The sequence below is a fragment of the Arthrobacter sp. 3Tela_A genome (genome assembly GCF_049311025.1).
Lineage (GTDB): Bacteria > Actinomycetota > Actinomycetes > Actinomycetales > Micrococcaceae > Arthrobacter_B.
Window position 1 is genome coordinate 54,615 of sequence record NZ_JAXIOM010000005.1, and the last position, 24,006, is coordinate 78,620.

General features: G+C 64.7%; 15 protein-coding genes. 9 read left to right on the forward strand and 6 right to left on the reverse strand.

What is annotated here, in order from left to right; all coding sequences use genetic code 11:
• Positions 1-12: 12 nt before the first annotated feature.
• The 8 genes from TVC13_RS02995 (at position 13) to TVC13_RS03030 (ending at position 12,409) form a co-directional block, all read left to right on the forward strand.
• Positions 13-960, forward strand: coding sequence for an ARPP-1 family domain-containing protein (locus tag TVC13_RS02995; protein ID WP_055240036.1), 948 nt, complete (start codon positions 13-15; stop codon positions 958-960).
• Between the two features lie 11 nt (positions 961-971).
• On the forward strand, positions 972-2,492 hold the full coding sequence (locus TVC13_RS03000; protein WP_422399758.1) for an ADP-ribosylglycohydrolase family protein: 1,521 nt from the start codon (positions 972-974) through the stop codon (positions 2,490-2,492).
• A 26-nt stretch (positions 2,493-2,518) separates the two neighbouring features.
• Positions 2,519-3,769 (forward strand): hypothetical protein, encoded by a 1,251-nt coding sequence (locus TVC13_RS03005; protein WP_152969879.1) that lies wholly within the window; start codon positions 2,519-2,521, stop codon positions 3,767-3,769.
• 306 nt (positions 3,770-4,075) lie between these two features.
• Positions 4,076-4,858, forward strand: a complete 783-nt coding sequence (locus TVC13_RS03010; protein ID WP_055240033.1) for a ribonuclease HI — start codon at positions 4,076-4,078, stop codon at positions 4,856-4,858.
• Positions 4,859-4,961: 103 nt separating this feature from the next.
• Entirely contained in the window at positions 4,962-5,429 is a 468-nt protein-coding gene (locus tag TVC13_RS03015) for a hypothetical protein (RefSeq protein ID WP_422399759.1), read from the forward strand.
• Positions 5,414-7,822 carry a PD-(D/E)XK nuclease family protein gene (locus tag TVC13_RS03020; RefSeq protein WP_422399760.1) on the forward strand — a complete coding sequence of 803 codons (2,409 nt, stop codon included), beginning with the start codon at positions 5,414-5,416 and terminating at the stop codon, positions 7,820-7,822. Before TVC13_RS03015 ends, TVC13_RS03020 begins: the two co-directional genes overlap by 16 nt.
• Positions 7,819-11,124, forward strand: coding sequence for a UvrD-helicase domain-containing protein (locus TVC13_RS03025; protein WP_422399761.1), 3,306 nt, complete (start codon positions 7,819-7,821; stop codon positions 11,122-11,124). The genes TVC13_RS03020 and TVC13_RS03025 overlap by 4 nt, the downstream gene beginning before the upstream one ends.
• Entirely contained in the window at positions 11,117-12,409 is a 1,293-nt protein-coding gene (locus tag TVC13_RS03030) for a GIY-YIG nuclease family protein (protein ID WP_055240030.1), read from the forward strand. Before TVC13_RS03025 ends, TVC13_RS03030 begins: the two co-directional genes overlap by 8 nt.
• 293 nt (positions 12,410-12,702) lie before the next feature.
• On the opposite strand, the gene TVC13_RS03035 is transcribed toward TVC13_RS03030, so the two are convergent.
• Positions 12,703-15,156: a hypothetical protein gene (locus TVC13_RS03035; RefSeq protein WP_422399762.1), complete on the reverse strand. Its 2,454-nt coding sequence runs from the start codon at positions 15,154-15,156 to the stop codon at positions 12,703-12,705.
• An 833-nt stretch (positions 15,157-15,989) separates the two neighbouring features.
• Between TVC13_RS03035 and TVC13_RS03040 the strand changes: the two genes are divergently transcribed.
• The gene (locus TVC13_RS03040; RefSeq protein ID WP_422399763.1) at positions 15,990-16,166 is read left to right on the forward strand and encodes a hypothetical protein; all 177 of its coding nucleotides are present in this window, start codon (positions 15,990-15,992) and stop codon (positions 16,164-16,166) included.
• A 122-nt stretch (positions 16,167-16,288) separates the two neighbouring features.
• On the opposite strand, the gene TVC13_RS03045 is transcribed toward TVC13_RS03040, so the two are convergent.
• From TVC13_RS03045 to TVC13_RS03065, 5 genes are all read right to left on the reverse strand, one after another.
• The gene (locus TVC13_RS03045; protein ID WP_422399764.1) at positions 16,289-16,420 is read right to left on the reverse strand and encodes a hypothetical protein; all 132 of its coding nucleotides are present in this window, start codon (positions 16,418-16,420) and stop codon (positions 16,289-16,291) included.
• Positions 16,421-16,553: 133 nt separating this feature from the next.
• Positions 16,554-17,996, reverse strand: coding sequence for an MFS transporter (locus TVC13_RS03050; protein ID WP_422399765.1), 1,443 nt, complete (start codon positions 17,994-17,996; stop codon positions 16,554-16,556).
• An 84-nt stretch (positions 17,997-18,080) separates the two neighbouring features.
• Entirely contained in the window at positions 18,081-19,565 is a 1,485-nt protein-coding gene (locus TVC13_RS03055) for an NAD-dependent succinate-semialdehyde dehydrogenase (protein ID WP_422399766.1), read from the reverse strand.
• On the reverse strand, positions 19,562-22,684 hold the full coding sequence (locus tag TVC13_RS03060) for an FAD-binding and (Fe-S)-binding domain-containing protein (protein WP_422399767.1): 3,123 nt from the start codon (positions 22,682-22,684) through the stop codon (positions 19,562-19,564). The genes TVC13_RS03055 and TVC13_RS03060 overlap by 4 nt, the downstream gene beginning before the upstream one ends.
• Entirely contained in the window at positions 22,681-23,994 is a 1,314-nt protein-coding gene (locus TVC13_RS03065; protein WP_422399768.1) for an aspartate aminotransferase family protein, read from the reverse strand. Before TVC13_RS03065 ends, TVC13_RS03060 begins: the two co-directional genes overlap by 4 nt.
• Between the last annotated feature and the right edge of the window lie 12 nt (positions 23,995-24,006).

A 24,006-nucleotide genomic window follows, 5' to 3' on the forward strand; every position in this document is an offset into this window, starting at 1 on the left:
AAGGAGTTCGCCATGAAGATTCCACAGCTCCACGTAGGTGCCGGCACCGCCGTCGGACCGGTCACCATCTTTCCCGTCTGGACTGCCGGAGGCGGACGGCTCGGCATCAGCACCGGATTGAAAGCCGACATCGCAGTGTCCGAGCTGACATCCGGCGCAAGGGTGGGCAATCTGACCATCCTGAATAAAGGAAAAACCAACGCCCTGTTGCTCGAAGGAGAGCTGCTGGAGGGAGGCCAGCAGCACCGTACCTGCGCCCGGGATGTGCTCATCGCCCCCGGCGAATCCATGGATGTTGAGACCTTTTGTGTTGAGGCCGGGCGCTGGGAGGCAGGCCAGAGCATCCACCGCCGCCTTGCACGAAGGGCACCCCTGAGTGTCCGGTCCGAGCTGGTCTATGCCGGCGCGGCACCGGGACGTGACAGCCAGGCACAGATCTGGGAACGGGTCCGGCGGTTTGATGCCGCCCGCGGCCCCTCGGCCACCAGCTCCCTCCCGGAGCATCTGGACCGCTTTGGCGGGAACACACGGCACCACTCCGTACCTCAGATTCCGAAACCCCTCGAAGGGCAGCGCGGAGTGGTGATCGGGATTGCCGGGCAGCCGCTGCTGCTGGAAGTCTTCGGTACCGCGACGCTGTTCCGCCAGCACTACCGCCAGCTCATCGAGGCTGTACTGCTGGACGCGGAGCTGCTGCTGCCCGATTCAGCGCGGAACGCCCCACCGATGCCGGGGCAGGCTGCCCGGGACCTGGCAGCAATCGCCGGTCCCATGGATTTCGGCGAATTCTACGGCTGCGGCGGCGCCCGGCGGCATGACACCATGCGCAGCCGGGTCATCAGCGGAACCCGCGGACCCGTCCGCGCCTCGGGCATCGCGGTCAACCTCCCCGACCGGGAACCTGAGATTGTCCACGTGAGCTACTGGAACACCAACCACCCCCTGATGGAGGCCGTATGAACCTAAACTCTTTGCAGAATGATCGCGCCGCCGGCGTTCTCGTGGCCCTGGCGGCAGGCGATGCCCTCGGCGCGGGATACGAATTCGGTCCCCCGCTCACCGACGGCGCCGACGTCAGCATGAAGGGCGGCGGCCCGTTCGGGTTCGAGCCGGCCGAATGGACCGACGATACGTCAATGGCAATCCCTATCGCCGAAGCGCTGCTGGAATACGGCGCGGCCCCCGCCGCTTTTGATGCCGTGGTCCAGGCCTGGACGGACTGGGCGCGCGACGCGAAGGACGTCGGAGCGCAGACACGAACGGTGATTTCAGCAGCTTCCCGCGCAGCGGATAAGGATCGCCGAACCGTGACTGCTGGGGATTTCGCGGAAGCCGCCGCGGAGTTTCATGGTCGCTCAGGCCGCAGCGCCGGCAACGGGTCACTGATGCGCACCGCGCCGCTGGCGCTGGCCTACCTGCACCGGGATCCCACCGATTTGATGACGGCCGCCGTCGGACTGAGTGCCTTGACCCATTATGAATACGATGCGGGTGAGGCTTGCGGACTATGGTGCATCGCCATCCGCCAGGCCGTCCTGACCGGGCAGCTGGATCTCCGGGCTGGCCTGGCTCTGCTGGAAACGGGCCGCGCGGACCTGTGGCGGAAGCGCATCGAAACGGCTGAGAGGTCCCGTCCCCGAGACTTCGCTCAAAATGGCTGGGTAGTTGAAGCGCTGCAGGGTGCCTGGAGCGCCATCACATCCACCGGCGCCTCGCCCGCTGGGCCGCAGCATCTTCGCGCTGCCCTGGAAGAAGCAGTCCGCGGCGGAAACGACACGGACACTGTGGCGGCGATCGCTGGGTCGCTGCTCGGCGCTGTCTATGGGTTCTCGGCCGTGCCGTTCGAGTGGCGCCGTCGGCTGCACGGCTGGCCGGGGCTGCGCACCCGTGACCTTATGATTCTGGGCGCCGAGCTGGCTGCTGGAAAGGGCAAGCAGAACTACATCTGGCCACGGACCGGGCACCAGGACTACAGCGGCCGGAGCCGCACCGACGCGCTGGTACAGCACCCGGACGACGACGGCGTATGGCTGGGTGGGGTGGGTGCACTCTGCAGGACGGAGGAGCTGGGCATCGATGCGGTGGTCAGCCTGTGCCGCCTGGGAACCGAAGACGTCACCGGCATTGCCCCGGAGAACCAGGCAACATTCTGGCTAGTCGATTCGGCATCCCCCGAGTCCAATGCCGCCGCTGCGCACGTGCTGAATGAGGCTGCGGCCGCCGTCGAGCTCTTCCGGGCTGAGGGCAGAACCGTCCTGGTTCACTGTGTGCGGGCGGAGTCCCGGACTCCAAGCGTCGCCGCCCTATACGGCGCGCGGGTGGCAGGCGGGTCGGCACTGGATGCCTCGAAGCGGGTTCTGCGGGCACTCCCCCCGCGCCAATCCGAACCCCGCGTTCCGGGAGGTGCTCGCGGCTCAGGACGCGGACGCGGGGTCGACACCGGCCTAGTGAACGAGCAATGTCAGAGCCGCCCCCTAATGTATGCAGCATGAGCTAGTTCACATCCGAAGGGAGCTTGATGGCAGCAGTAGGGATGGGCGGCTCCGGAACCGGAGCTTCAGAACCGACCGGCGTGAGTGCTCTGCCGGCCGTTCAAGTCAACGCGTGCATCGGGCCTGCCCCGGTGTATGACCTCGTTGAGGAATACCGCCGCGGTGCCCCGCTTCGCGAGATCGCATTTTCATCAGGGCTCGGGTTGGAGATCCTGTGCCGGGAACTTGCGTACCGGCACAGTTCTGGGCCCCTGCATCTGCAGCGGTCCAAGGCGGTGCGGCGCGCTGTTCAAAAAGCAGAGAAGAGCATCGTGGATAACCTGCGGCTTATTCACCAGCTGCGGGATACGGACATCACGCCACGCGAAATCCCCATCGTCCTTCAGTCCCTTGGCCGGATCGAAGACGTCGATTACGTTGGCGACCTGCTTGAGTACCCAAGGCCGCCCTCGAGTGAGCCCTACAAGACGGAACGTCCTCGGCCTACTGCAGCAGACCGCATCTCGCTGCTCTACGTGACCGGGATCCATCACGGGATTGAACCGGATCACCAGCTGGCTCTGGCCAGGATCTCGCCGGAGACTGTCGCGGGGTTCCGTCAATTGTTCCCCGACTCGTTCTCCTACCGCCGGTTTGCCGACTTCCTGGCAGTTGCAGAAACCACGGCCCTAGCCATCCGAGCCCGCACCGTTACCCACCTTTCCTATGCCGATTACGTCAGTTGCGCGGACACGATCCGGCGGCGCCTCGGAACGATCACCGTGGACGGCGCCGCGCCGTGGCCTGTATCTGGCCCCGACCTGCGCCGCCGGCTGGGCGACACATACTGGGACGACACCCTTAGGAGTGCAGGCCTGAAGGTCATGCACAGTCAGGACCTGTTCCATCATGACGATTTCGTAGATGCGTTGGACGCGTTCGTCGAAGAAGCCACAGACATGGAACTTCCCCTCACCCTTGGGTCCTACGACGCTTGGTACATCGCCGAACAGGCCTGCTCGCAGAATCGTCCTTCCGCAGTTGAGGTCATTCAGCGCTTCGGAACCTGGGAGAGTGCGCTGAAGCTAGTCGGGGGTCCACCTGAGGAAAAGGAGGACGGGACACGGACCTGCCCCGTATGCGGCGAGGAGGCGTGGCCGATAGTTCTCGGAATGTGGTTCCCGGATCCAGACAACCCGAATCCCAAGGTCATCCACACGGGGTGCGTCGTGACCGATGAAACGCCGAAGCACCGGTGGCAGTGCATGAACCAGTCCTGCGGTTTCGGCTGGTCCTAAGCTCTTCTGCCCTGACCCAGGGGAGCTCAGGAGTTACAAAAAATTCTTAGCGCCTGCTCCTAGCTGCAATGTCAGAGGCGCCCCCTACTGTGAACCACATCTCCTGCCAGTGCCGGAGGTCACCCCTTGTAATGCGTTGTCGACTACCGCCAGGAGGCGCCGATGTCCTACCCCGTCCCTGTTCCGCCCACGCACCGCCTCATGTCTGCCGAAGAGGTGTTGAAACTCCGCAGTGGAGTATCCGTACGTATCAGTCCAAAACACGGGCGTCTCTTCTGGGCGGTCACCAGAACAGAGGGCGCAAAGTTGCTGGCCGTCGAATCAGGGTCAGTGGAAGCGTCGGCCGCTGGCACACGCAACCGCAGCCTGTTCAGTCAGGTTCGCGCCGCCGTCGTGCGCCACCTGCGCAGCTCCACAGAACCTGTGTTCTGCGATGACGAGAACACAGCCGAGGGGCTCCGCGCGGCGGGGCTCACGGCCAGCCACACTTATCCTCCTGCAGCAGCGATCGTGGCACTGGACGAAGCACTGTGCCGTGACATCCAAGTACTCCACGCCCGGTGCACCATCACCGCGGATTCGTCCCGCGGCAGAACCTCGCCCTGGCTCGGCCACGGCTGGCTGGTTGATTTTGGTTCCCAGTCCCGCCTGGTCCTCGGCCAGAAGGCGTCTCGGGGTTCGAGCATTCTGGAGGGTGAACTGCGTTCTATCCGCTTGGGGCTCCAGGCGGCCAGGAACACTTATGCGGGGTCGATGCTGGGAGAAACGGAGATCACCGTCCGTTCTGACAGCCAGCTCGCGCTGCGGATGCTGACTGATCCAGGTTTTGAACCTCCCTCGGCCAACCGTTTCTGCCGGGAAGAAGTGGCACGCATCCTGCACTGTGTCAGGTTCTCCTCAGTCACCTTCAGCTGGGTCCGCGGGCACAACGGCGACCCCCACAACACCGCGGCCGACCGTTTGGCCGTCCTCGCCCGCCGGGCACAGGAAGCGGAGCTTGGCCACGAAGAAACGTTGCGTCTCGCTGAACAGGTCCGGTTGGACGTCGCCGTCGATATCCGCCGCTCTTCCATGGCGCTGGCCGCCTAATAGTTGCCTGAGGAGGAACGATGCGCAACAACACGGACACATCATCCGTCCACAAGAGCGCCGACTGCTAGGTTGAAGTCACTTAATAACAAGGGGGAGTTTGTTGAGTACTGCTACAGATCCGGATGTGCGTCCGGGCACCCGGAGCTTTGGCCGCATGGCCGATCTGCTGAAGGAGCTGGCCGACACCGTTGCTGCCGCCCAAGAGAGCGGACCGCTCCAGCCCGTCACGGTCATCGCCCCCTCCCATTCCGCCGCCCTGGATGTGGCCCACTACCTTGGACGGGTCAGCAACGGCGGGCGCGGAAGTGCCGGCGTTCGTGTCCTTACATTTCGTGACCTCGCCGACGAAATCGCCGCTGCCCGCGGACAGCTAGCCCGCCGTGTGCCTCTTCCTGGAGTAGTCCGTGAAGGCGCCATCACAGCCGTCCTGACTGAAGCACCCGGTTTGTTTTCCGAGGTTGCCGGCCAGCCTGCCCCCGCGCGCCCCCGGGGCGCGCGGGGGCCGAGACCTCAGCAGTCCTTGATTCCGTTTGTCCAGCAGACATCGACCGGTTGCCGCCGCTGGTAGCGGAGGTTGCCCGAATCCATCGGAAGGCTGCTGCAGCACTAACCTCCCGCTGGTATACCGACCACGATCTCTTCACAGCCGCAGCAGCTGCCCTGGACAGCCCCCAAATCCTGAAGCGGCTGGGAACCGTCTTGGCCGTCCAGCCCGCTGCGGACCGAGATCCGTCTGCCGCGGCCTTTCGGACGTCACTGGTGCAGCATGCCGGGCTGATCCAGTTCACCGCTGCAGCACCTCCACTTCCCGGCCAGATGGTCCTCAGCGCTTCCGACGCCGATGACGAGGCCCGCGCCGTCGTCCGTCTGGTCGCCGACAAGCTTGCCGCAGGAGTCCCTGGACACCGCATCGGGGTTTTCTACTCGGCAGCGGATCCCTATCGAGCCCTGCTGGCCCAGCGCCTGCATGAAGCCGGAATCGAATTCGTCGGTACGGGTTCTCACGGCCTGGCCGACACCTCCCTCGGGCGCGGGGTCACCAGGCTACTGAGCCTCGATCCTGCGGCTCCGGACCTGCGCATAATCCTGGATGTCATGGCACAAGGGAGCCTCCACTGGCAGAACGGTTCCCTGCCCAGCAGCGCAGCCTGTGAACGCCTGCATGCTCATCCCCCGGCCGAAGCAGAAGAAAATGACGACGACTCCGAATTGTCCGGTTACGAAGTGCAGCGGCAGCAGGATTACGCCAGCTTTATGGAGTTTGCGGCCGTCCTCGGTGAACGTCTGACCGAGGTATTCTCAGCCGCAGGATGGGCTGACGCAGCAGACGCTCTGACCAGATTCGTTGCCGAATTCTTCGCTCCGCGGTCCCAGGCAGAGCGTCCGGAGGTAGCCAAGGCAGGCGAGGACCTTCTGCAGGTCATCCGGGAGCTCGAGCTGCTGCAGGGTATTGCGCCGGCCCCCACCCCGGCCGCGGTTCGGTCCACCATGGAGCGGGGCATCTCCTCGCACCATTTCTGGCATGGCTCCAGCGGTACGGGTGTGGTTCTGGGCTCCTACGACGACGGCGTCGGAAGGGATCTCGATGTCAGCTTCATCCTGGGTGCCGCCGACGGACTGGCACCGGCACGCATCCGGGAGAACCCCCTGCTGCCCGATTCCATCGGCGAGCTTCTCGAAGCCCCGCTCCCGACCATCCATGAACGTACGGCTGCTCTAAAAGAGCAATTCCGGCGGCTGCTCGCGACCGGCACGGAACGGACCATCCTGTTTCCGCGCGGAAGCCTGCGCTCCGGAGGCACCTACTCCCCTTCCCGCTGGCTCGACGGCGCGGAGCCCAGTCATCTGCCGTCCTTTGCGCATGGGCTGACGCAGGGAGCTCCCACCGGCAGACCCGCCACCGCCCAGGAATGGAGGGTGCGCACCCTGCTTGCCAACGACGCCGTCGACGACGCCGTCCTGAAGTCTTCACTTGAAGCCCGGTCACATCGCCGCGACGGAACGTTCTCCCGGTTCAACGGCGATCTCTCCGGGGTAGCCGGTCAGGTCGTCGATCCGCAGAAGCCGATCTCCCCCACCCACCTTGAAGACTGGGTCATCAGTCCGCTCACCTACCTCCTGCGCCGCGTGCTCCGGGCGGAACTCTTTGAAGACGTAACGCTGGAAGTCCAGATCAGCAAGATGCAGCGCGGCAACCTGATGCACCAGGTGCTGGAGGATTATGTCCGCGGGCTGGCTCTCGGCACCCACCCGGTCTCTTCCGAACGCCTGCTGAAACTCGCCGAGGATGCTTTCGCTGCCACCGCCAACCCTGCGTGGCTGAAACACACGTGGGAGCGTGACCAGTCACGGATCCGGGCCGATCTTCTGAAGTCCCATGTGACCGACGACCGCGAGCGGGGCAACGGCTGGCAACACGTGGCCGTGGAAGCCGAGTTTGGCGGCTCCGCGGGTGACCCCCCGGTGGAGTTGAAGCTCTCCGATGGGTCTACGGTGCTGTTCCGGGGCAAGGTGGACAGGGTCGACCGGCACAGCGACGGCCGGGTCCGTGTGATCGACTACAAGAGCGGCAAATCCGATAAGTACAAAGATCTCAGTCCGGACAACCCGACCGCTGGCGGCACCCGATTTCAGCTGCCCGTCTATGGACTGTTCGCTCGACGTTTCCAGCAGGACACCGGCGTTGAAGTCCTGGCCGAGTACCGGTTCCTCTCCTCGGCCGCAAAGAAACCGACCGTAGGCTACGCGGTGGGTCCCGACGTCGTTGCCACACTGCGTGAGGACGTCGGGCTCATCATGAATGCGATGCGCGCCGGCATCTTCCCGCCACGCCCTGAATCGGACCGGTATACCAACCACACCACGCTGATGGGCGCCGCCGGGGTGCGGCATATCTGGGAACAGCTCAAATCCGACCCAGCGCTCAGCGACTATTCACGGTTCTTTCAGGAGGAAAAATGAACACCGCCGTCCACATTCCCCTGAAGGATCAGGATCACCGCACCCTCATCGCCACCGAACTGGATACCACGGTATTCGTAGAGGCAGGTGCCGGCAGCGGCAAAACGCACGCCATGGTTGAACGCATCGCCGCTCTGGTGGAAAGCGGAGTGGGCATCGGCAGCATTGCCGCAATTACCTTCACCGAAAAGGCCGCCGGAGAGCTCCGGGAACGGCTGCGCAAAACGCTGGAGCTGCGCATCTCGGCGGACGGTGGTTCCCACAGCCTTTTCAGCACGGCCCTGGACCGCTTGGATGCAGCTCCCATCGGAACCATTCATTCCTTCGCGGCTCGGCTCATCAGCGAGTACCCGATCGAAGCCGGTGTGCCGCCGCTGATCACCGTGGTCGATGAGCTCCGCGGCCAGCTCGCCTTTGAACGCCGATGGGAGACAGCTCAGCAGGCAGTGTTCACCGATCCCGCCGCCGACGGCGCATTGCGGGTCCTGCTGGCCCTCGGCATCACCCTGGATCAGCTGCGCAGCGTAGCCAAGGAACTGGACTCCAACTGGGACCGGCTCCGGGACCACCCGCCTGTCGGGCAGACCGTACCCAGGCTCGATGTCGGTCCACTGCTGCGCGCTGCGGAATTGGTTCTGGAGAACAAATCACTCTGCACTGATCCGGCGGATGCACTGATGGCCCGCTTCCCGGTGGTTGAAGACTGGCGCAGCAGGCTGCAGGAAGTCGGCGGCTCCGGAGACCTCGGCCGCACCATCGATGTCCTGGAAGCCCTTCCGCCCACGGGCTACGCAAGAAAGGGTGCCAAGAAGAACTGGGCCGTCGATGTTGAATCCGTCCGGCAACAGTTCAAGGACCTCGTAGAAATGCGCGACGAGCTCGTTGCAACGCTGGTGGCTCCCGCGGTGGAGACAATCAGCTCCATCATGGCTCTGGTCCTGCTGGACGCTGCCCGCACCCGCCAGCGCAGTGGTGAACTGGAGTATCACGACCTGCTGGTTCACGCTCGTGACCTTTTGGTCGGCGAAAGTGACGAGCAGGCACCCGCGCGGCGTCCTCTGCAGCAGCGGTACACCCATCTAATGCTCGACGAATTCCAGGATACCGACCCGGTTCAGGCCGAGATTGCTGTCCGGTTGGCCGCCTCCGCAGGCTGCGGGCCTGATGGATGGGAGAAGCTGCCGGTTCCGGCCGGACGGCTCTTTACCGTCGGAGACCCCAAGCAATCCATCTACCGGTTCCGGCGCGCTGACATCGCCACTTTCCTGGCCGCCCGCGGACGGGCAGAGCTCGATGCTGGATCGCAGATCGCCAGTCTGCAGACCAATTTCCGGTCAACCACCGGGCTGCTCGACTGGATCAACACCGTGTTCGGGACACTTATCCATGCCAACGGAACGGTCCAGCCACCCTATGCGCCGCTGAATCCGGCACCTAGCCGGCCGATCTGGACAGCTGACGGTGCGGGCCCAACCGTCGCCGTCATTGGCCGCAGCGGTGCTCTCCCAAACGGCGACTGTAAGGTCACGGCCGCCGACCGCAGCCGGCAGGAAGCTGCCGATGTGGCTTCAGCCATCCTGCTTGCCACCGGCAGCGCCGGTGGTTCCGCGTGGCAGCATGAAGGCGGCCAGTCCGATGGTTTCCGCCGTCGTGCTCTGGAGCTCAAAGACATCTGTATCCTCCTGCCCACCAGAACTGCCCTGCCCTACATCGAAGATGCACTGGACGCGGCGGGCATCGAGTACCGCGCGGAGGCCTCCTCACTGGTGTATGCCACTCAGGAAGTCACCGATTTGCTCCTGGCACTGCGTGCCCTGGCCAACACCGCTGACCAGGCGGCGCTGGTACTCACCCTGCGTTCTGCGCCCTTTGCCTGCGGAGACGACGACCTATTCCGATGGAAACAAGCCGGCGGTTCCTGGAACCTTTATGCGCCGGCCCCCGACGGGCAGGAGACCTCAGCAGTGGGTTCGGCAATGGCCTATCTCGCTGCACTGCACCGGGAGCTGCCGGTTCTCTCCCCCGCGGAGCTGCTGGAACGCGTCGCCGCTGACCGGCGCGTGCTGGAGGCAGCGACAGACACCCCGCGCTACCGCGATGTCTGGCGCCGGATCCGTTTCGTCTCTGATCAGGCACGCGCCTGGACCGAAGCTACTCACGGCGGACTGCGTGACTATCTGGCGTGGGCTGCGTCTCAGCAGGAGGAGAACGCCCGGGTTAAAGAGTCAATGGTGCCCGAAACCGATCTCGCCGCCGTTCGAATCATGACCATCCATGCCTCCAAGGGGCTGGAGTTTCCGATGGTCATTCTGGCCGGTGCAGGTTCCGCGCCCCGCTCCTCGAAGGCTTTGGCCCTCTGGGACAGCAGCGGCAGGGCACTGGTGCACTTTGTCTCAGACATCGAAAGCCCCGGTTATGCCGAGGCCTCCGAGGCGGAGAAAGAATTTGCAGACGCGGAACGACGCCGCTTGCTTTACGTCGCCTGCACCCGGGCCGAAAGCCACCTTGTGGTCTCACACTACAGCGGATCAGAAAGCAGCCTCAGTGGTCTGCTGGCGTCAGTGAACGACGACGAGGAACTGGCTCCCGATCTGGTGCTCCCGGCTGAACTGGTTCCGCTGTCCAAGGAACCGATGCCCCCTGCGCACGTGCCTCCGTACCCTGACTGGGCGGCAGAACGGGAGGGCTGGATGAAGCAGTCTTCCTTGGAATCCCGGACTTCCGTGACTGCCCTCGCCAAGGGCAAGGACGTGTCCGCGGAATACGGCACCTCGGTGTCATTCGTCGTCCCGGAGGAATCAGCTGAGGATCTGCCAGGGTTCGCAGGCGCTCCAGCAGAACATGGACCGGCCTTCGGTACCGCCTTGCACCGGCTTCTCGAGCTGACGGATCTGGAGCTGACTCCATCGCTTCCGGAGCTCGCTGCCGGCGTCGCCGCTGCTGCGGGTCTGCGAATCGTGCAGGATTTGGAGGCTTCCGCACGCTCCGCTCTGGAGTCGGAACCCGTCCGTCGGGCCGCTGAGCGTGAGCACTGGCTGGAGCTGCCGGTTGTGGTCTCGGAAGGTGACCGCACCGTGGAGGGAATCATCGACCTCATGTACCGAGAGGACGACGGCACCCTGGTCATTGCGGACTTCAAGACCGACATCAGCGTTGGCCAGGAACAGCTGGCGGCTTACTGGCGCCAGCTCGGAAGCTACGCCCGAATGGTGGAGCGCATTACTCAAGACAAGGTCAATGCATTGGTCCTGATCTTCTGCCGGGCAGATGGAGCTCAGGTACTAAGGAGGACCCGTGGATAACCGTCCCATACATGACCAGCGAATCATCGAGCAGGTCGCATCCCTATTGGGGTATTACGTCTACATCCTGATTGATCCACGGGGTAACCAGCCGTTTTATGTCGGCAAGGGAACCAAGGTCAGGCTACTGTCGCACGGTCTCGCCGCTGAGGCGCTGACCTCTCCGGAGGATGAGCCCTCCGGAGAGCATTCGCGCAAGATCGACCGCATACTCGACATCCGTGCGGCCGGACTGGAGCCGCAGATCTGGATCCTGCGTTACGGAATGTCCGCCAGCGAGTACACAGCTGCCGAAGCGGTAGCGATCGATCTTCTAATGTCATTCCAGCTCGCACCCGTTCAACCTGCCTACCCCTTGGAGACGAGCTCACAGTTAACGAACGCCCGCCGCGAAGCCAGCCGAGAGCACGGAATTAGGACCTTGGACAGTCTCGTCGCCGAGTTCGCCGCGCCTGTACTGGAGTCTGAAGACGAACCGCTGCTTCTGATCACTCTCAAAAATTGGCACGATGAACCGCTGCAAACACCAGGGGGAACGATCCGCTCCGGGTACGGTTTCAAGGCATCCTGGTTCAACCCCGAGACGCTGAAAATGGAGATCGATCAGCTGGCGGACTCCGTGCGCTGCTGGTGGAAGCTCAATCAGGATCGAGTTGAGAAGGAAAACATCCAGCATGTCGTTGCTGTACACCGTGGTGTGACCCGTGCATTGTTTGAAATTGTGCCGGGGACGTGGGAGACGAACGAACACGGACGTCGCGGTTTCCAGGTCAAACCGGTCTTCGAAGGAACGCTCTATGAGGGCGTCATCGGCCCCTATGGGCACCGCACTCCCAAAAAGCAGGCGGGAGACCAGAGCACCATCAACTATTGGCCCCGCCGCGTTCCTGCATCGGCCGAAAAGATCTGGGACGTTGCCCACGAGCGTCTGGTTGAGGACATTCGATGGCTGAAGGATGGCGACTTCACCTCCGTCGAGTACCACGTGGAAACCGCCAACGGTCTCTCCCCCTATGCTCAGGTCGCCCGGGAAGATGACTACTACTGGTGCGAAATCGTCTCGGAGGAGTTTTTGCCGGGCTCAGTCTGGCCGCTTGACGAAGACGCCCTCCGCAACGCCGGGTGGAGTGCACCTGACCAGGATTGCCCCAACTGGTACAGCCAGCGCTACGGCGCGGAAGCAGCGTCAGCTGCAGTGCTCTACGGACTCCGACACGGCCGAGCATGCTCTGACCCCGAACGTCTGCGATGGCGCTTGGCCACCACCCCCTCAGACGGGGGATAAGCCGCATCACGTGGCCAAAACCCTGCGTCCGCCTTCGAGGAGAGGACTCCGTGCCTACGTTTGGTGTGTTCGCTTCATCCCGCAGTGGCTTTACCAGCAAGGACACAAACAGGGCATCAGCTGGTTGCCAGTAGCCTCAATCAAGCGATTCGCGAACGTCTGGGACGGACCCGCACAGAGCGCCATACGGGAGTTGAAGGGTGCAAAGCTTTACGGATAAGCCTAGGGATAAGGTAGCACCAGCGCTACCGGGCCCTTCGGCAATGGCGTCCGAGTTGGAGTGGCGGCCCGGCCTAGGCTCTTGGCGCCACCTGCCTGAGAACAAATGGTTTTCCAGAAGGCATAGCCACTATTTCCACGATGATCATTTGTCCGCGATGCAGGGAAGCGCCCGCGCCGGTGAAGCGTATCAAGCCGTCCACGCCAGCGGGAAGGGACACGAAGGCGCCATAGTCCATGATTTTCTTGACGGTCCCCAAGTACCGGTCATTGGCGGAGAGCATACTCGGCCATGTCTTCCAATGCGTGCGAGGAGGAATATTCGGTGCAGTGATCTCGGCTTGAAGCTTCAAGATCGCCTGTTCCAAGGACACACGCGTTGCTGCCAGCCTCTTTCTCCGCCAGATGGATGCGGAGGTAGGGAGGGCAATGAGGCGGTCGATTTCCATGCCGAGTGCGTGCTTGGCCACACTCGCACGTTCTTGTTGCCGTTGGTTCAGTTCCTCCTGCCGTCTGACAGCAGCCTCCTGCTTCTTGCGCAGCTCTTCTGCTTGCCGGCGCTTCTCCTCCTGCTCCTGTTTGTGGCGTGTCTCGGCTTCCAAACGGCGTTCGTTTTCTGCGAGTACGGGCTGAATCAGTTTGTCGAACTTGTATCGTGCAGCGGCGAGGTCCGTGACATCTCTCTCTGCAGCGTCTCGTTCGCGCTGGGCGGCCTGTTGTTCCGACTTAGCCTCGGACTGCTCAGCAACCGCTTCATCACGTTCGGCAAGCAAGAGCTCTTCCACACTCGAAGTCGCCGCTACCTTTACCTCTGCTACGGCCCACAGCGCGCGCTCATCAGCTGCTGCCAGCCACCCATCCGCCGCTGCCTTCTTCGCAAGCGCTTTTTCCAGCCGATCTTTGGCAGCCGCTAGGTGTGATTCTGGAAAAGGGTTCTCGACGCGGATTGAGCGAATTGTGTGCTCGAGTGTCTGGGCGTACCGCCGAACGGCATCGTCCACATCCCACACCGCACTCCGGACCTCTTGCGCTTGTTCATCTCTCAGGCGCGAGGCCTCGGCACGCTGCTTCGCCTTGCGGGAGCGCTCGATTGCGTCAGCCTTGTGCTGCTCCACCTTCTCTGCCTGCTTGCTCGCTCGAAACTCGTCACGCTTCCACTGGGCGTAGCAAAGCACTTCGTGGGCTACGACAAGCGTCCCCAAGTCGTCATCCCCCGCCGCCTTGACCGCTTGAGTGACGCCCTTAACGGCCTGCAGAATCCGCTCAATGCGGTCACCACTCCTGTACCTGCGTTGAGAGATACCGAGGCTCTTGGCTAACGCGTCATGCCAGGGGGATGGAGTGGATATCCCATCCGCCGAATAGTCTTTAGGATCGGTCGATGACGCAGCGGCCATCGCGCGAACCGCCGCGGCGAATGCGACGTCGCTAGCTCCTGCGTTGGAACTGGCGATAAGGGCAGCGGCAAACTGCCCCGGCAGTGACTGACGGAATCGCGCTTGGAGGTAGATCCTCGTCTCTTCGAAAAAGTAGTCTTCGAGAATCCCATACTCCGGGTCCGTTCCTGGCGAAGGCCTGCGGCTCTCGTAGCCGAGCATCGAATTGAGCCTCTCGGCTGACTCAGGATTCGACGCCTTCATTTCAGCGATCCTCGCTCGACGCTGCTCCACCCGGCGCGATAGATCCGCTTGCATTCTGAGGATCGATCGGATCTCGGAAAACTCGAACTCGGCATTCTTCGTTTTCGTCGTCACCGCTTTAATGAGCGCGGCCCCTTGCAGCGACCATCGCGTCAAATGAAAATCGGCTTCAGCTGCGGCATTAGTTCCCGTTACCTCCGCGAGTGACGTCAGGACTTGTTCCCGCTGGATGTCTTCGAGCCAGCTCAGGGCCTCTTCATCGCCCCCATCTGCCGCACGAATCTGATCCACGAAGGTAGCCGCGTCGAGGCCGAGTCCCTTGTACTGGATCAGACCATCGGGATCCAATAGACCCTGAAGGACAACAAACTTCGACGCGGGTGAATGGGCCGAGGTAAGTACCGCCAGCGCTGAGTCCATTCCTTGGAACAGAGCGAGGAACGTTGCCATCCGAGGATCGACACCGTCTTTGAGCTCTGCCAGAGCATCGAACCACCGGACCCTCATTTGCTCGGCAAGTGCGGCGGGTTCACGGACAAGCGCCGGCGTCCATGCTGGTCGGTAGCCTAGTAAAGAACGTCCTCCAGTAGTGGGTGGCCGGCCGGAAGGTCCGCTAGCAACGGAACCGGACTGAGATTCGTTGTGCGCCAAACGAATTTGAAGGGAAGGCGAGCCCTCGAACTTTGCATCATGGACCACTTCCGCCTCGACCATAATCTGCGGACCACCTGGGTCCAAGTCATTCGAATGGATCGTGTACAGGACCGAAGCGATGGGCTCATTCCTTGAAGCCTCTGCCTGCCCATCTGCGCCAGCCGCACCAAATGCCGCTTGAACCAAGGAGTCGATGTCGTCTGGAACGTTCAGAAGCTGCGCCAATATGGTCATCGGGCCAGACGCGGACTCCGCAAGCGCACTTTGTACGGCAAGACCCAGTGCCGGTTCGAATAGCCTTTTGAGGCTGTCCCCCCGGCCAAGCATTGCAGAGAGAGGGACCACACCTGGGGGCGAAGAGGTAAAGAGAGGCGCCCGACTCGACAGGCCGCGTCCTTCTGTGCGTCCGCGGGACGATGAGCTCTTGCCCGCTCCTCCGATAACGCTAGACGCTCTGCCCATCGAGTAGTACTTACCGTCGTAGCTTCCATGCGCCTTGAGTGCTGCGATCTGCTTGCCGGTAGCGGGACGGGACCAACGGTTCGAACTGGTTCGGGGTGTCACCAATGCTCCTACCTGCATTTATGCGGACATGTGAAACGCTATCAAGCGCACCCGGGGCATCGGATTGTGTTACGCACCTGACCTCTCTACGATCGCGGCGGACGGAGCATGCCGGTGCGGTCCGCGGACTACCGCATTGCGCGCGGGCAGGTCCGGCCGAACTCCATTGGATCATTCCCAGGGAGGAGGCCGACCTCTGCTGCCTGGCAAAGCGAGCCCCTGTGCAACCGCCGCGGGCAAAGCGGCCGGACATCACGCTGAAACGCGACGCGCCTAGATTCCCTCGGCACCCCGCCCCGTGCACTGTAAGCAAGGTGAAGGCACCGATCAGTCCGAGCACGAGCAGCACTGGTCCCATGCCGTTGATGTTCATAGCGATGACGCTGCGTGATCCTGAGCCGGTCTGGTCGGCGAGGATCCGCAGGCGATTCTCGCCGCGCTTTTGACCGGGATCCGCGTCGCGGGCCTCGACGGGGACGGGATCACCGTGACGGCGTGCAACCATGGAGATGCCCGGAGTCCGTACGTCGCCCGACCGTCCCCTGGTGGCCAATGCCGTGTCGGCGCTGGCAGACGTTAGTGTGGACAGTGGAGTCACGGGGTGGTCTGCAGCGCGCGACGGCGGATTCGTCGCCCGGGACTTCGGCGTTCCGGTGATCGTCCTGGGACCCGGGGCCTAAACGACCGGGCCCATCAAATCAACGAGTCCGTGAGGGTGACCGAACTGGTTGCTGCGGCGCGGACATATGCGCTGATGTACCTGCGGCACATGCCCACAAACTGACGCGGCTGGAACGGGTAGCTACCCGCCGGCACGCGCCGTGCTCACCACGGCGGCAAGCCCTGCAAGGAACCCCATGTTCGCGAACACCATAAAGTTTACCCAGCGGGCCTTCACCCCGGATATCACGGCCGCGTGCAGGTTCCCGCCCATGGCGTAGATGTGCCGAGGTTCAGCAGGAACGAGTACGCGAGCACGCAGTGCGGCCAGGATGATCGGCGTCCCGCGGTTGTAGGAAGAGCGCAGAGTGGCGTGTGCCGTGCGTGTTCAAGAGCGCGGTGATCCCTTAAACCCCCACCCGCCGCCGCTCCTCAGCATCCACCCGGTTCTCCTCCAGATAAACCTTCTTCGGCCAGCCCACCGAATCCGGAGCGCCGGGAATCACTTCGCCGCGCAGCGTCGCCTGCGCGGTCTCCCGCATGCACAGGATGCTCACCAGACCGATCACACCGGCAATCGCCATGTACCAGCCCGGTACCAGTTGGTTGCCGGTCGTCTCGATCAGCTGGTTCGCAATGGTCTGGGAGGGGCCGGCAAAGAACGCCGTGGAGAAGTTGTAGGCGAGCGCAAAGCCCGTGTAGCGGACCGCAGTCGGGAACAGCGCCGGCAGCGTGGAGGACACCGATGACACCAGAATCACCAGCAGGAAGCCCAGCACAGCCAGGCCGAGGAACTGCAGGATCAGGCTCTCCACACCCAGGAGCATGATCGCCGGAACCGACAGCACAATGTAGCCAACAGCCGCGGTCAGCAGCAGCGGTTTGCGGCCTATCCGATCAGAGAGCGCACCCACCGGGGGAATCGCCAGCAGCATCAATGCCATGACGGCCACCAGCATCCAGTTGCCCTGCGCGGTGCTGTGCCCCAGCTGGCCGCTCATGTAGGTGGGCATGTATCCAAGGATCAGGTAGAACGCCACGTTCAGCAGCACCACAAAACCGGCCAGGACCAGTAGCTGCCGCCAGTTCTGCGCCAGTACCTGCCGCAGCGGGGACTTCAGGGTCTCCCGGTGTGCCGAGGCCTCCGCAAACACCGGGGCCTCCACCAGCCGGGTCCGGATCCACAGTGCGGTCAGGCCCAGCGGAATGGTCAGCAGGAACGGCAGTCGCCACCAGCCCTCCAGCATCCCCTCGTCGCCGACGAGGGTGATGGTGGTGGTGCAGACAATCGCGGCGAGGATAAAGCCCACCGTGGTGCCGAATTCCAGGAACGACCCGAAGAAACCACGGCGCTTATCCGGAGCGGACTCCGCCATGTACACGGCAGCACCGCCGTACTCACCGCCGGCAGAGAACCCCTGCACCAGCCGGCAGATCAGCAGCAGCACCGGAGCCAGCAGGCCCGCCGTTTCAAACGTGGGCAGCAGCCCGATGCAGCCGGTGGCCAGGGTCATCAGCGTCACGGTGAGCACCATGACCTTCTGCCGGCCCACCTTGTCCCCCAGCGGGCCCAGGATCAGACCGCCCAGCGGACGCACCAGGAAGGACAGCGCCAGGGTGGCGAGCGTGAGCGTGACGCCCAGGCCGCCGTCGCCGTCTTCCGACCCAAAGAAGTTCACAGCCATGTAAATGGTCAGGTAGCCGTAGACCCCGTAGTCGAACCACTCGACGGCGTTGCCCAGGGCTGAGCCGAGGATGGACCGGTGCAGGGTCTTTTTCGCTTCCCTGCCTTCGGGTTCGGCGCCGGGAACCGGGGCGGGTGCATTTCGGGGCTGGGAGTTAGCTGACATCGGTCCATCCTTCATACGAGTGATTGGCTGCTGCGGTGGTGCCGTGTGCTGCTCTGCTGCCCGGTCCCCTGCCGGGCCAACTACCTAGGTCCTGGGCATCGCCAGGTACTTCGTTTCCAGGAACTCTTCGATCCCCACGCGTCCGCCTTCGCGGCCCAGGCCGGAGGCCTTGACCCCGCCGAACGGTGCTGCCGGGTTGGAGACAATGCCGGTGTTCAGCCCGACCATACCCACCTCCAGTGCCTCGCCCATCCGGAAGCCGCGGTCCACGTCCTGCGTGAACAGGTAGCCGACCAGGCCCCACGGCGTGTCGTTCGCCAGTCGGGTGACCTCTTCCTCGGTATCGAACGGGATGACGGGCGCCACCGGACCGAAAATCTCCTCATTCATCAGGTCCGACTCCGGGCTCACCCCGGACAGGACCGTCGGCGAGTAGAAGAACCCGGGCCGTTCCGGCCGCGAACCGCCGCAGACCACCTCCGCGCCCTTGGCGACGGCGTCGTCCACCAGTTCCTGCACCTTCGCCAGTGCTTTCTCTTCCACCAGGGGCCCGACGTCGGTGCCCGGCTCCGCGCCGTCGCCCACCGACAGTGAGCCCAGGCGGGCGGCGAGCCGGCGCGCAAATTCATCCGCGACGGAGCGCTGCACAAACAGCCGGTTGGCGGCGGTGCAGGCCTCCCCCATGTTCCGCATCTTCGCGGCCACGGCACCATCCACGGCACGGTCCAGGTCCGCGTCCTCGAACACAATGAACGGGGCGTTCCCGCCCAGTTCCATCGAGGAGCGCATCACGTGCTCGGCGGCCTGCTCGAGCAGCCGCACGCCCACGGCGGTGGAGCCGGTGAAGCTCACCTTCCGGGCGATGCCGCTGGACATCCACGGCGACACCACCGAGGACGCCTTCGACGTGCACACCACGTTGAGCACCCCGGCGGGCAGCCCGGCTTCCACCAGGATGTCCACCAGCGCCAGTGAGGACAGCGGCGTCAGGTTGGCCGGCTTGAACACCATGGTGCACCCCGCGGCGATGGCCGGGCCGATCTTGCGGGTGCCCATAGCCAACGGAAAATTCCACGGCGTCACCAGCACACACGGCCCCACGGGTTCCTTGGACACCAGGATCCGGGTCTTCCCGTCGCCTGTGGAGGAGAAGTCCCCGCCGATGCGCACGGCTTCCTCGGAGAACCAGCGGAAGAACTCGGCAGCGTATGCGACCTCGCCCTTGGCCTCGGCCAGAGGTTTGCCCATCTCGGTAGTCATGATCAGTGCCAGCTCATCCTGCCGCGCCATAATCAGGTCATAGGCGCGGCGCAGGATCTCACTGCGCTCCCGCGGTGCCGTCGCGGCCCATTCCTTCTGCACCCGCCCGGCGGTTTCGATCGCGCGCTGCGCGTCCTCCGGACCGCCGTCGGCCACCGTCGCGATAATCTGTTCGGTAGCGGGATTCACGACGTTGAACCGCGCACCGGACGCGGCATCGCTCCACTGACCGTCAATGAACAGGCCCGTGCTGACCCTGGCGACGGCGTCCCGGGCAGCCTGGGAGGTGGTGCTGGTTTGCGTTGTCATTCGTCGGAGTCCTTTGCTTGAGGGGTCGGGAAGCTGGTTGTGGCATCCGGGGCGGATCCGGTGCCGGGGTCAAGGATCTGGGCCAGGTGGGTGCCGGGCCGGGCGGCGTCGAGCTGCTGAACCTGCATGGCGCAGGAGAAACCGTCGGTGAGGACCACGGTTCCGGCGTCTGTACCGCGCAGCGCGGGTGCCAGGGCCTGCTCGGCCACCTGCATGCTGACCTCGTAGTGGTCTTTCTCGAACCCGAAGTTCCCGGCCACGCCGCAGCATCCGGTAGCGTCCACCACCTCCGGAATTCCGACGGCGGCGAGCGCGGTCTTCTGCGTTCCGGAACCGAAGACGGCGTACTCGTGGCAGTGCGTCTGCAGCACCACCTTCTCCGGCAGAGGAGCAGCCGGCACCGGCGTCCAGCCGGAGGCAGCGAGCTCGCCCACGTACCCGGCGAAACTGCGCACCCGGGCGGCGACCCGGCGAGCCTGGTCGGTATGCACCAGTTCGGGCAGATCCTTCCGCAGCGCAGCGGCGCAGCTGGGCTCGACGACGACGATTGGCCGCTCGGTCCCGTCATCCAGCGCCGCGGCGGCTTTCGCCAGCATCTTCTTCGCCGTACCGAGCTGCCCGGTGGAAATCCAGGTCAGGCCGCAGCACGCATCGGCCGAGCATTCCGTCCGCTCCCCCGCCCCTTCCAGGACGCGGGCAGCGGCACCGGAGACCTCGGGACGGAAACCCCGGGTGAAGGTGTCCACAAAAAGCACGACGCCGGCCTTCCGCCCGGGTGCGCCGGTTGCCGACGCGCCGCTCGCCTCTGCGCCACGCCCCTCATTCCCGGTTCCGCTCGGTCCTCCCGGTGCGCCCGGTGTGCCCGCCGCCGAAGGAGCCGCAGCAACTTCCCTTCGCCACGCACCGGCAGGCGCGAACCGCGGCAGCGACCGCTCGGTGGTCAGCCCGCCCAGCCGGGCAGCGACCTTGCCGAGCGGCGTCGCCAGCACGGCGTTGACCAACGGCGCCACACGGCCGGTGAGCTTCAGCCAGCGCGGCAGCCAGCCCAGCGAAAAGTGCGACAGCGGCCGGAGCTTCCCCCGGTAATAGTGGTCGAAGAACTCCGACTTGTAGGTGGCCATATCCACACCGGTGGGACAGTCGGTGGAGCAGGCCTTGCAGGAGAGGCAAAGATCCAGGACTTCGCGGACCTCCTCGGACTTCCATCCCTCCTCCACAGTGCGTGCACCACGGACCATTTCCTGCAGCACCCGAGCCCGTCCCCGGGTGGAGTCCTTCTCATCCCGGGTGGCCCGGTAGCTTGGACACATCACCCCGCCGGTGTCCGTGCGGCAGCGGCCCACCCCGATGCAGCTCTGCACCGCGTGGACAAAGGGGTCGACCGCGGCTCCGGCCGATGTACCGGGATCGTCGGTTTCAGCAGTCGATCCGCCACCGGAGTGCAGCGGCCGCAGATCAAAGCTGGTCCGCCATTCCCGGCTGGGCACGCCTTGCAGTGCCAGATGCGCGTCGATCGGATCAGGGTCCGTCAGCGATCCGGGGTTCAGGATCCCGTCCGGGTCCCAGAGCTGCCGGTACGCAGCAAAGGCGGCCAGCATCCGCGGCGAATACATCAGGGGCAGCAGCTCGGACCGTGCCCGGCCGTCACCGTGCTCCCCGGACAGTGACCCGCCGTGCCGCACCACCAGCTCCGCGGCTTCCCGGGAGAACTCCCGGAACACGGCCCGGCCGGCATCGGTACGCAGGTCATAGGTAATGCGGATGTGCATACAGCCGGCGCCGAAGTGCCCGTACATCACACCCTGCAGACCAAAACGGTCCAGCAGGTCCCCGAAGTCCGCCAGGTAATCGGCCAGTTTTTCCGGCGCGACGGCGGAATCCTCCCATCCCGGCCAGGACTCGCCTCCGGTGGACAGCCGCGAGGACAGCCCGGCGCCATCCTCCCGCACCCGCCACAGTGATGCCCGTTCGACGCCGTCGGGCACCGGACGCCCTTCGACCAGCCGGCCGTTTTCCTGCAGCCGGGCCAGCAGCCGGTCCGCGTCGGCCTGCACGGAGGCGGGGTTGTCACCGTCGAGGTCAACGTACAGCCAGGCCCTGCCAGCGGGCAGCCCGGTCACGGAGTTCGCGCCGCGGCGGAACCGCATGGTGTCAACAATCGCTTCGTCGATCCCCTCGACGGCGGCCGGCGAAAACTCGAGGATGGTTCCGATGTCACGGGCGGCTTCCACCACGTCCTCGTACCCGAGGCAGACCAGCAGCGCGCTGGCCGGTTTGGGCACCAGTTTCATCCGCGCGCCAACGATCACGGCGCAGGTGCCCTCCGACCCCACGAGCGCCCGGGCGACGTTGAAGCCGTGTTCCGGCAGCAGGTTGGCCAGGTGATAGCCGGAAACCTGCCGCTGGATCCGTCCGAGTTCGGTCCGGAACCCGGCCAGATTGGAATGTGCCAGGTCCTTCAACCCCGCGGCCAGCGCGGCGGCACGCTGTTCGGAGAACGCATCCCCCGCATGGGTGGCCCGGATCCCCGTGGCCGTGGCGGTGAGCTGCGCGCCGTCGGCCGTGACGACGTCGAGCTCCGCCACATGGTCCGAGGTGCGGCCGTAGCGCACCGAGTGGTTGCCGCAGGCGTCATTGCCCAGCGCCCCGCCCACGGTGGCACGGTTCTTGGAGGAAGGATCTGGGGCAAAACTGAACCGGTTGCCGGTGGCGCGCTCGACTTCGCGGGTCAGGACCGCAAGCACGACGCCGGGTTCCACGGCCACGGTCCGCGCGTCCTCGTCCACGGTGCCGATCCGGTTCAGATGCCGGGAGAAGTCCAGCACCACGCCGGGGCCAACCGCGTTGCCGGCCATGGACGTGCCGCCGCCGCGGCTGATCAGCGGCGTCCCGGTCTCCCGGCACACTTTCAGGACGGCGACGACGTCCTCCGCCGACCGCGGGAACACCACCGCCAGCGGCGGCACCCGGTAGTTGGAGGCGTCGAAGGAATACTCCGCCAGCCGCCGCGACGACCCGTCGGCCTCGACTCCCGCCGCGGCCAGCAAATCCAGCAGCGCACCGGCATCCGGTGTGCTGGCGGCAGCTGCAGACGGGGCGGCCAGGCCGGTTTTTGTCATCGGCGCTCCGTGGTTGCCGAAGTGGTGGCAGCCGCTGTTCCGGCCGCGGCGGGCACAGCACCCGCGACGGTGGCCAGCGCGGCTTCGAAGCGTTCCAGTCCGGTGGCGATTTCCTCCGCCGAGACCACCAGCGCCGGAATCAGCCGGACCACGTTGCCTGCCGGTCCGCAGGTCAGCGTGAGCAGTCCCTGCTCGGTGGTGGCCTGCTGCACGGCCGCGGCCGTGGCGGCGTCGGGCGTTCCGTCCCCGGCGGTGAACTCGATGCCCTGCATCAGCCCCAGCCCGCGGACGTTGCCGATCACCGGGAACCGTTCCTGGATCTCCAGCAGCCCGGCCTGGAGCTGTTCGCCGCGGATCCGGGAGTTTTCCACCAGGTTTTCTTCCTGCACCACTTCCAGGGTCGCGACGCCGGCGGCGGCGGAGACGGCGTTGCCGCCGTAGGTGCCGCCCTGGGAACCGGGCCAGGCTTTGGACATGGTGTCCGTGGACGCGGCGATCGCCGAGATCGGGAAGCCGGAGGCGATGCCCTTGGCGGTGATGAGGATGTCCGGGGTGGCTGCGGAGTACTGGTGGCCCCAGAACTTGCCCATGCGGCCGACGCCGGCCTGCACTTCGTCGATGATCAGCTGGATGCCGTACTTGTCCGCACGTTCCCGCAGTCCTTCCAGGAAGGCCGGCGGGGTGGGCAGGTAGCCGCCGTCGCCAAGGGCCGGTTCGATCAGGAACGCGGCGGTGTCCTTCGGGTCGGTGCGGGTCTGCAGCAGGTAGTCCACTTCCTGCAGGGCGAATGCGACGGCGGTGTCCTCATCCCAGCCATAGCGGTAGGCGTAGGGGAAGGCGGCCATGTGCACGCCGGCCATCAGCGGGGCGAAGCCGGCAGAGAACTTGGTGCCCGCCGTCGTCAGGGATGCAGCAGCGACGGTGCGGCCGTGGAACCCGCCCTGGAACACCACAATGTTGGGCCGTCCCGTGGCCATGCGGGCCAGCCGGACGGCGGCTTCCACCGCCTCGGAACCGGAATTGGCGTAGAACACTGAATCCAGTCCTGCCGGAAGGACCTCCCCGAGCTTTTCCGTCAGTTCCAGCAGCGGCTTGTGCATAACGGTGGTGTACTGGGCGTGGATGATCTTCCCGACCTGTTCCCGGGCGGCTTCCACCACCTTCGGATGGCAGTGCCCGGTGCTGGTCACGCCGATGCCGGTGGTGAAGTCCAGGTAGTCCCGGCCGTCGGTGCCGTGGATCCAGCACCCGAGGGCGTGGTCCACAATCACGGGAGTGGCTTGTTTCAGGGCGGGGCTGAGGGAAGTCATGCGGCCATGATG

Bases quoted from the DNA above. Each gene is read 5' to 3' on its own strand.
- TVC13_RS02995 (WP_055240036.1), top strand. From the start codon at position 13: ATGAAGATTCCACAGCTCCACGTAGGTGCCGGCACCGCCGTCGGACCG.
- TVC13_RS03005 (WP_152969879.1), top strand. From the start codon at position 2,519: ATGGCAGCAGTAGGGATGGGCGGCTCCGGAACCGGAGCTTCAGAACCG.
- TVC13_RS03025 (WP_422399761.1), top strand. From the start codon at position 7,819: ATGAACACCGCCGTCCACATTCCCCTGAAGGATCAGGATCACCGCACC.
- TVC13_RS03035 (WP_422399762.1), bottom strand. From the start codon at position 15,156: ATGACCATATTGGCGCAGCTTCTGAACGTTCCAGACGACATCGACTCC.
- TVC13_RS03040 (WP_422399763.1), top strand. From the start codon at position 15,990: ATGGAGATGCCCGGAGTCCGTACGTCGCCCGACCGTCCCCTGGTGGCC.
- TVC13_RS03045 (WP_422399764.1), bottom strand. From the start codon at position 16,420: ATGGGCGGGAACCTGCACGCGGCCGTGATATCCGGGGTGAAGGCCCGC.
- TVC13_RS03050 (WP_422399765.1), bottom strand. From the start codon at position 17,996: ATGTCAGCTAACTCCCAGCCCCGAAATGCACCCGCCCCGGTTCCCGGC.
- TVC13_RS03055 (WP_422399766.1), bottom strand. From the start codon at position 19,565: ATGACAACGCAAACCAGCACCACCTCCCAGGCTGCCCGGGACGCCGTC.
- TVC13_RS03060 (WP_422399767.1), bottom strand. From the start codon at position 22,684: ATGACAAAAACCGGCCTGGCCGCCCCGTCTGCAGCTGCCGCCAGCACA.
- TVC13_RS03065 (WP_422399768.1), bottom strand. From the start codon at position 23,994: ATGACTTCCCTCAGCCCCGCCCTGAAACAAGCCACTCCCGTGATTGTG.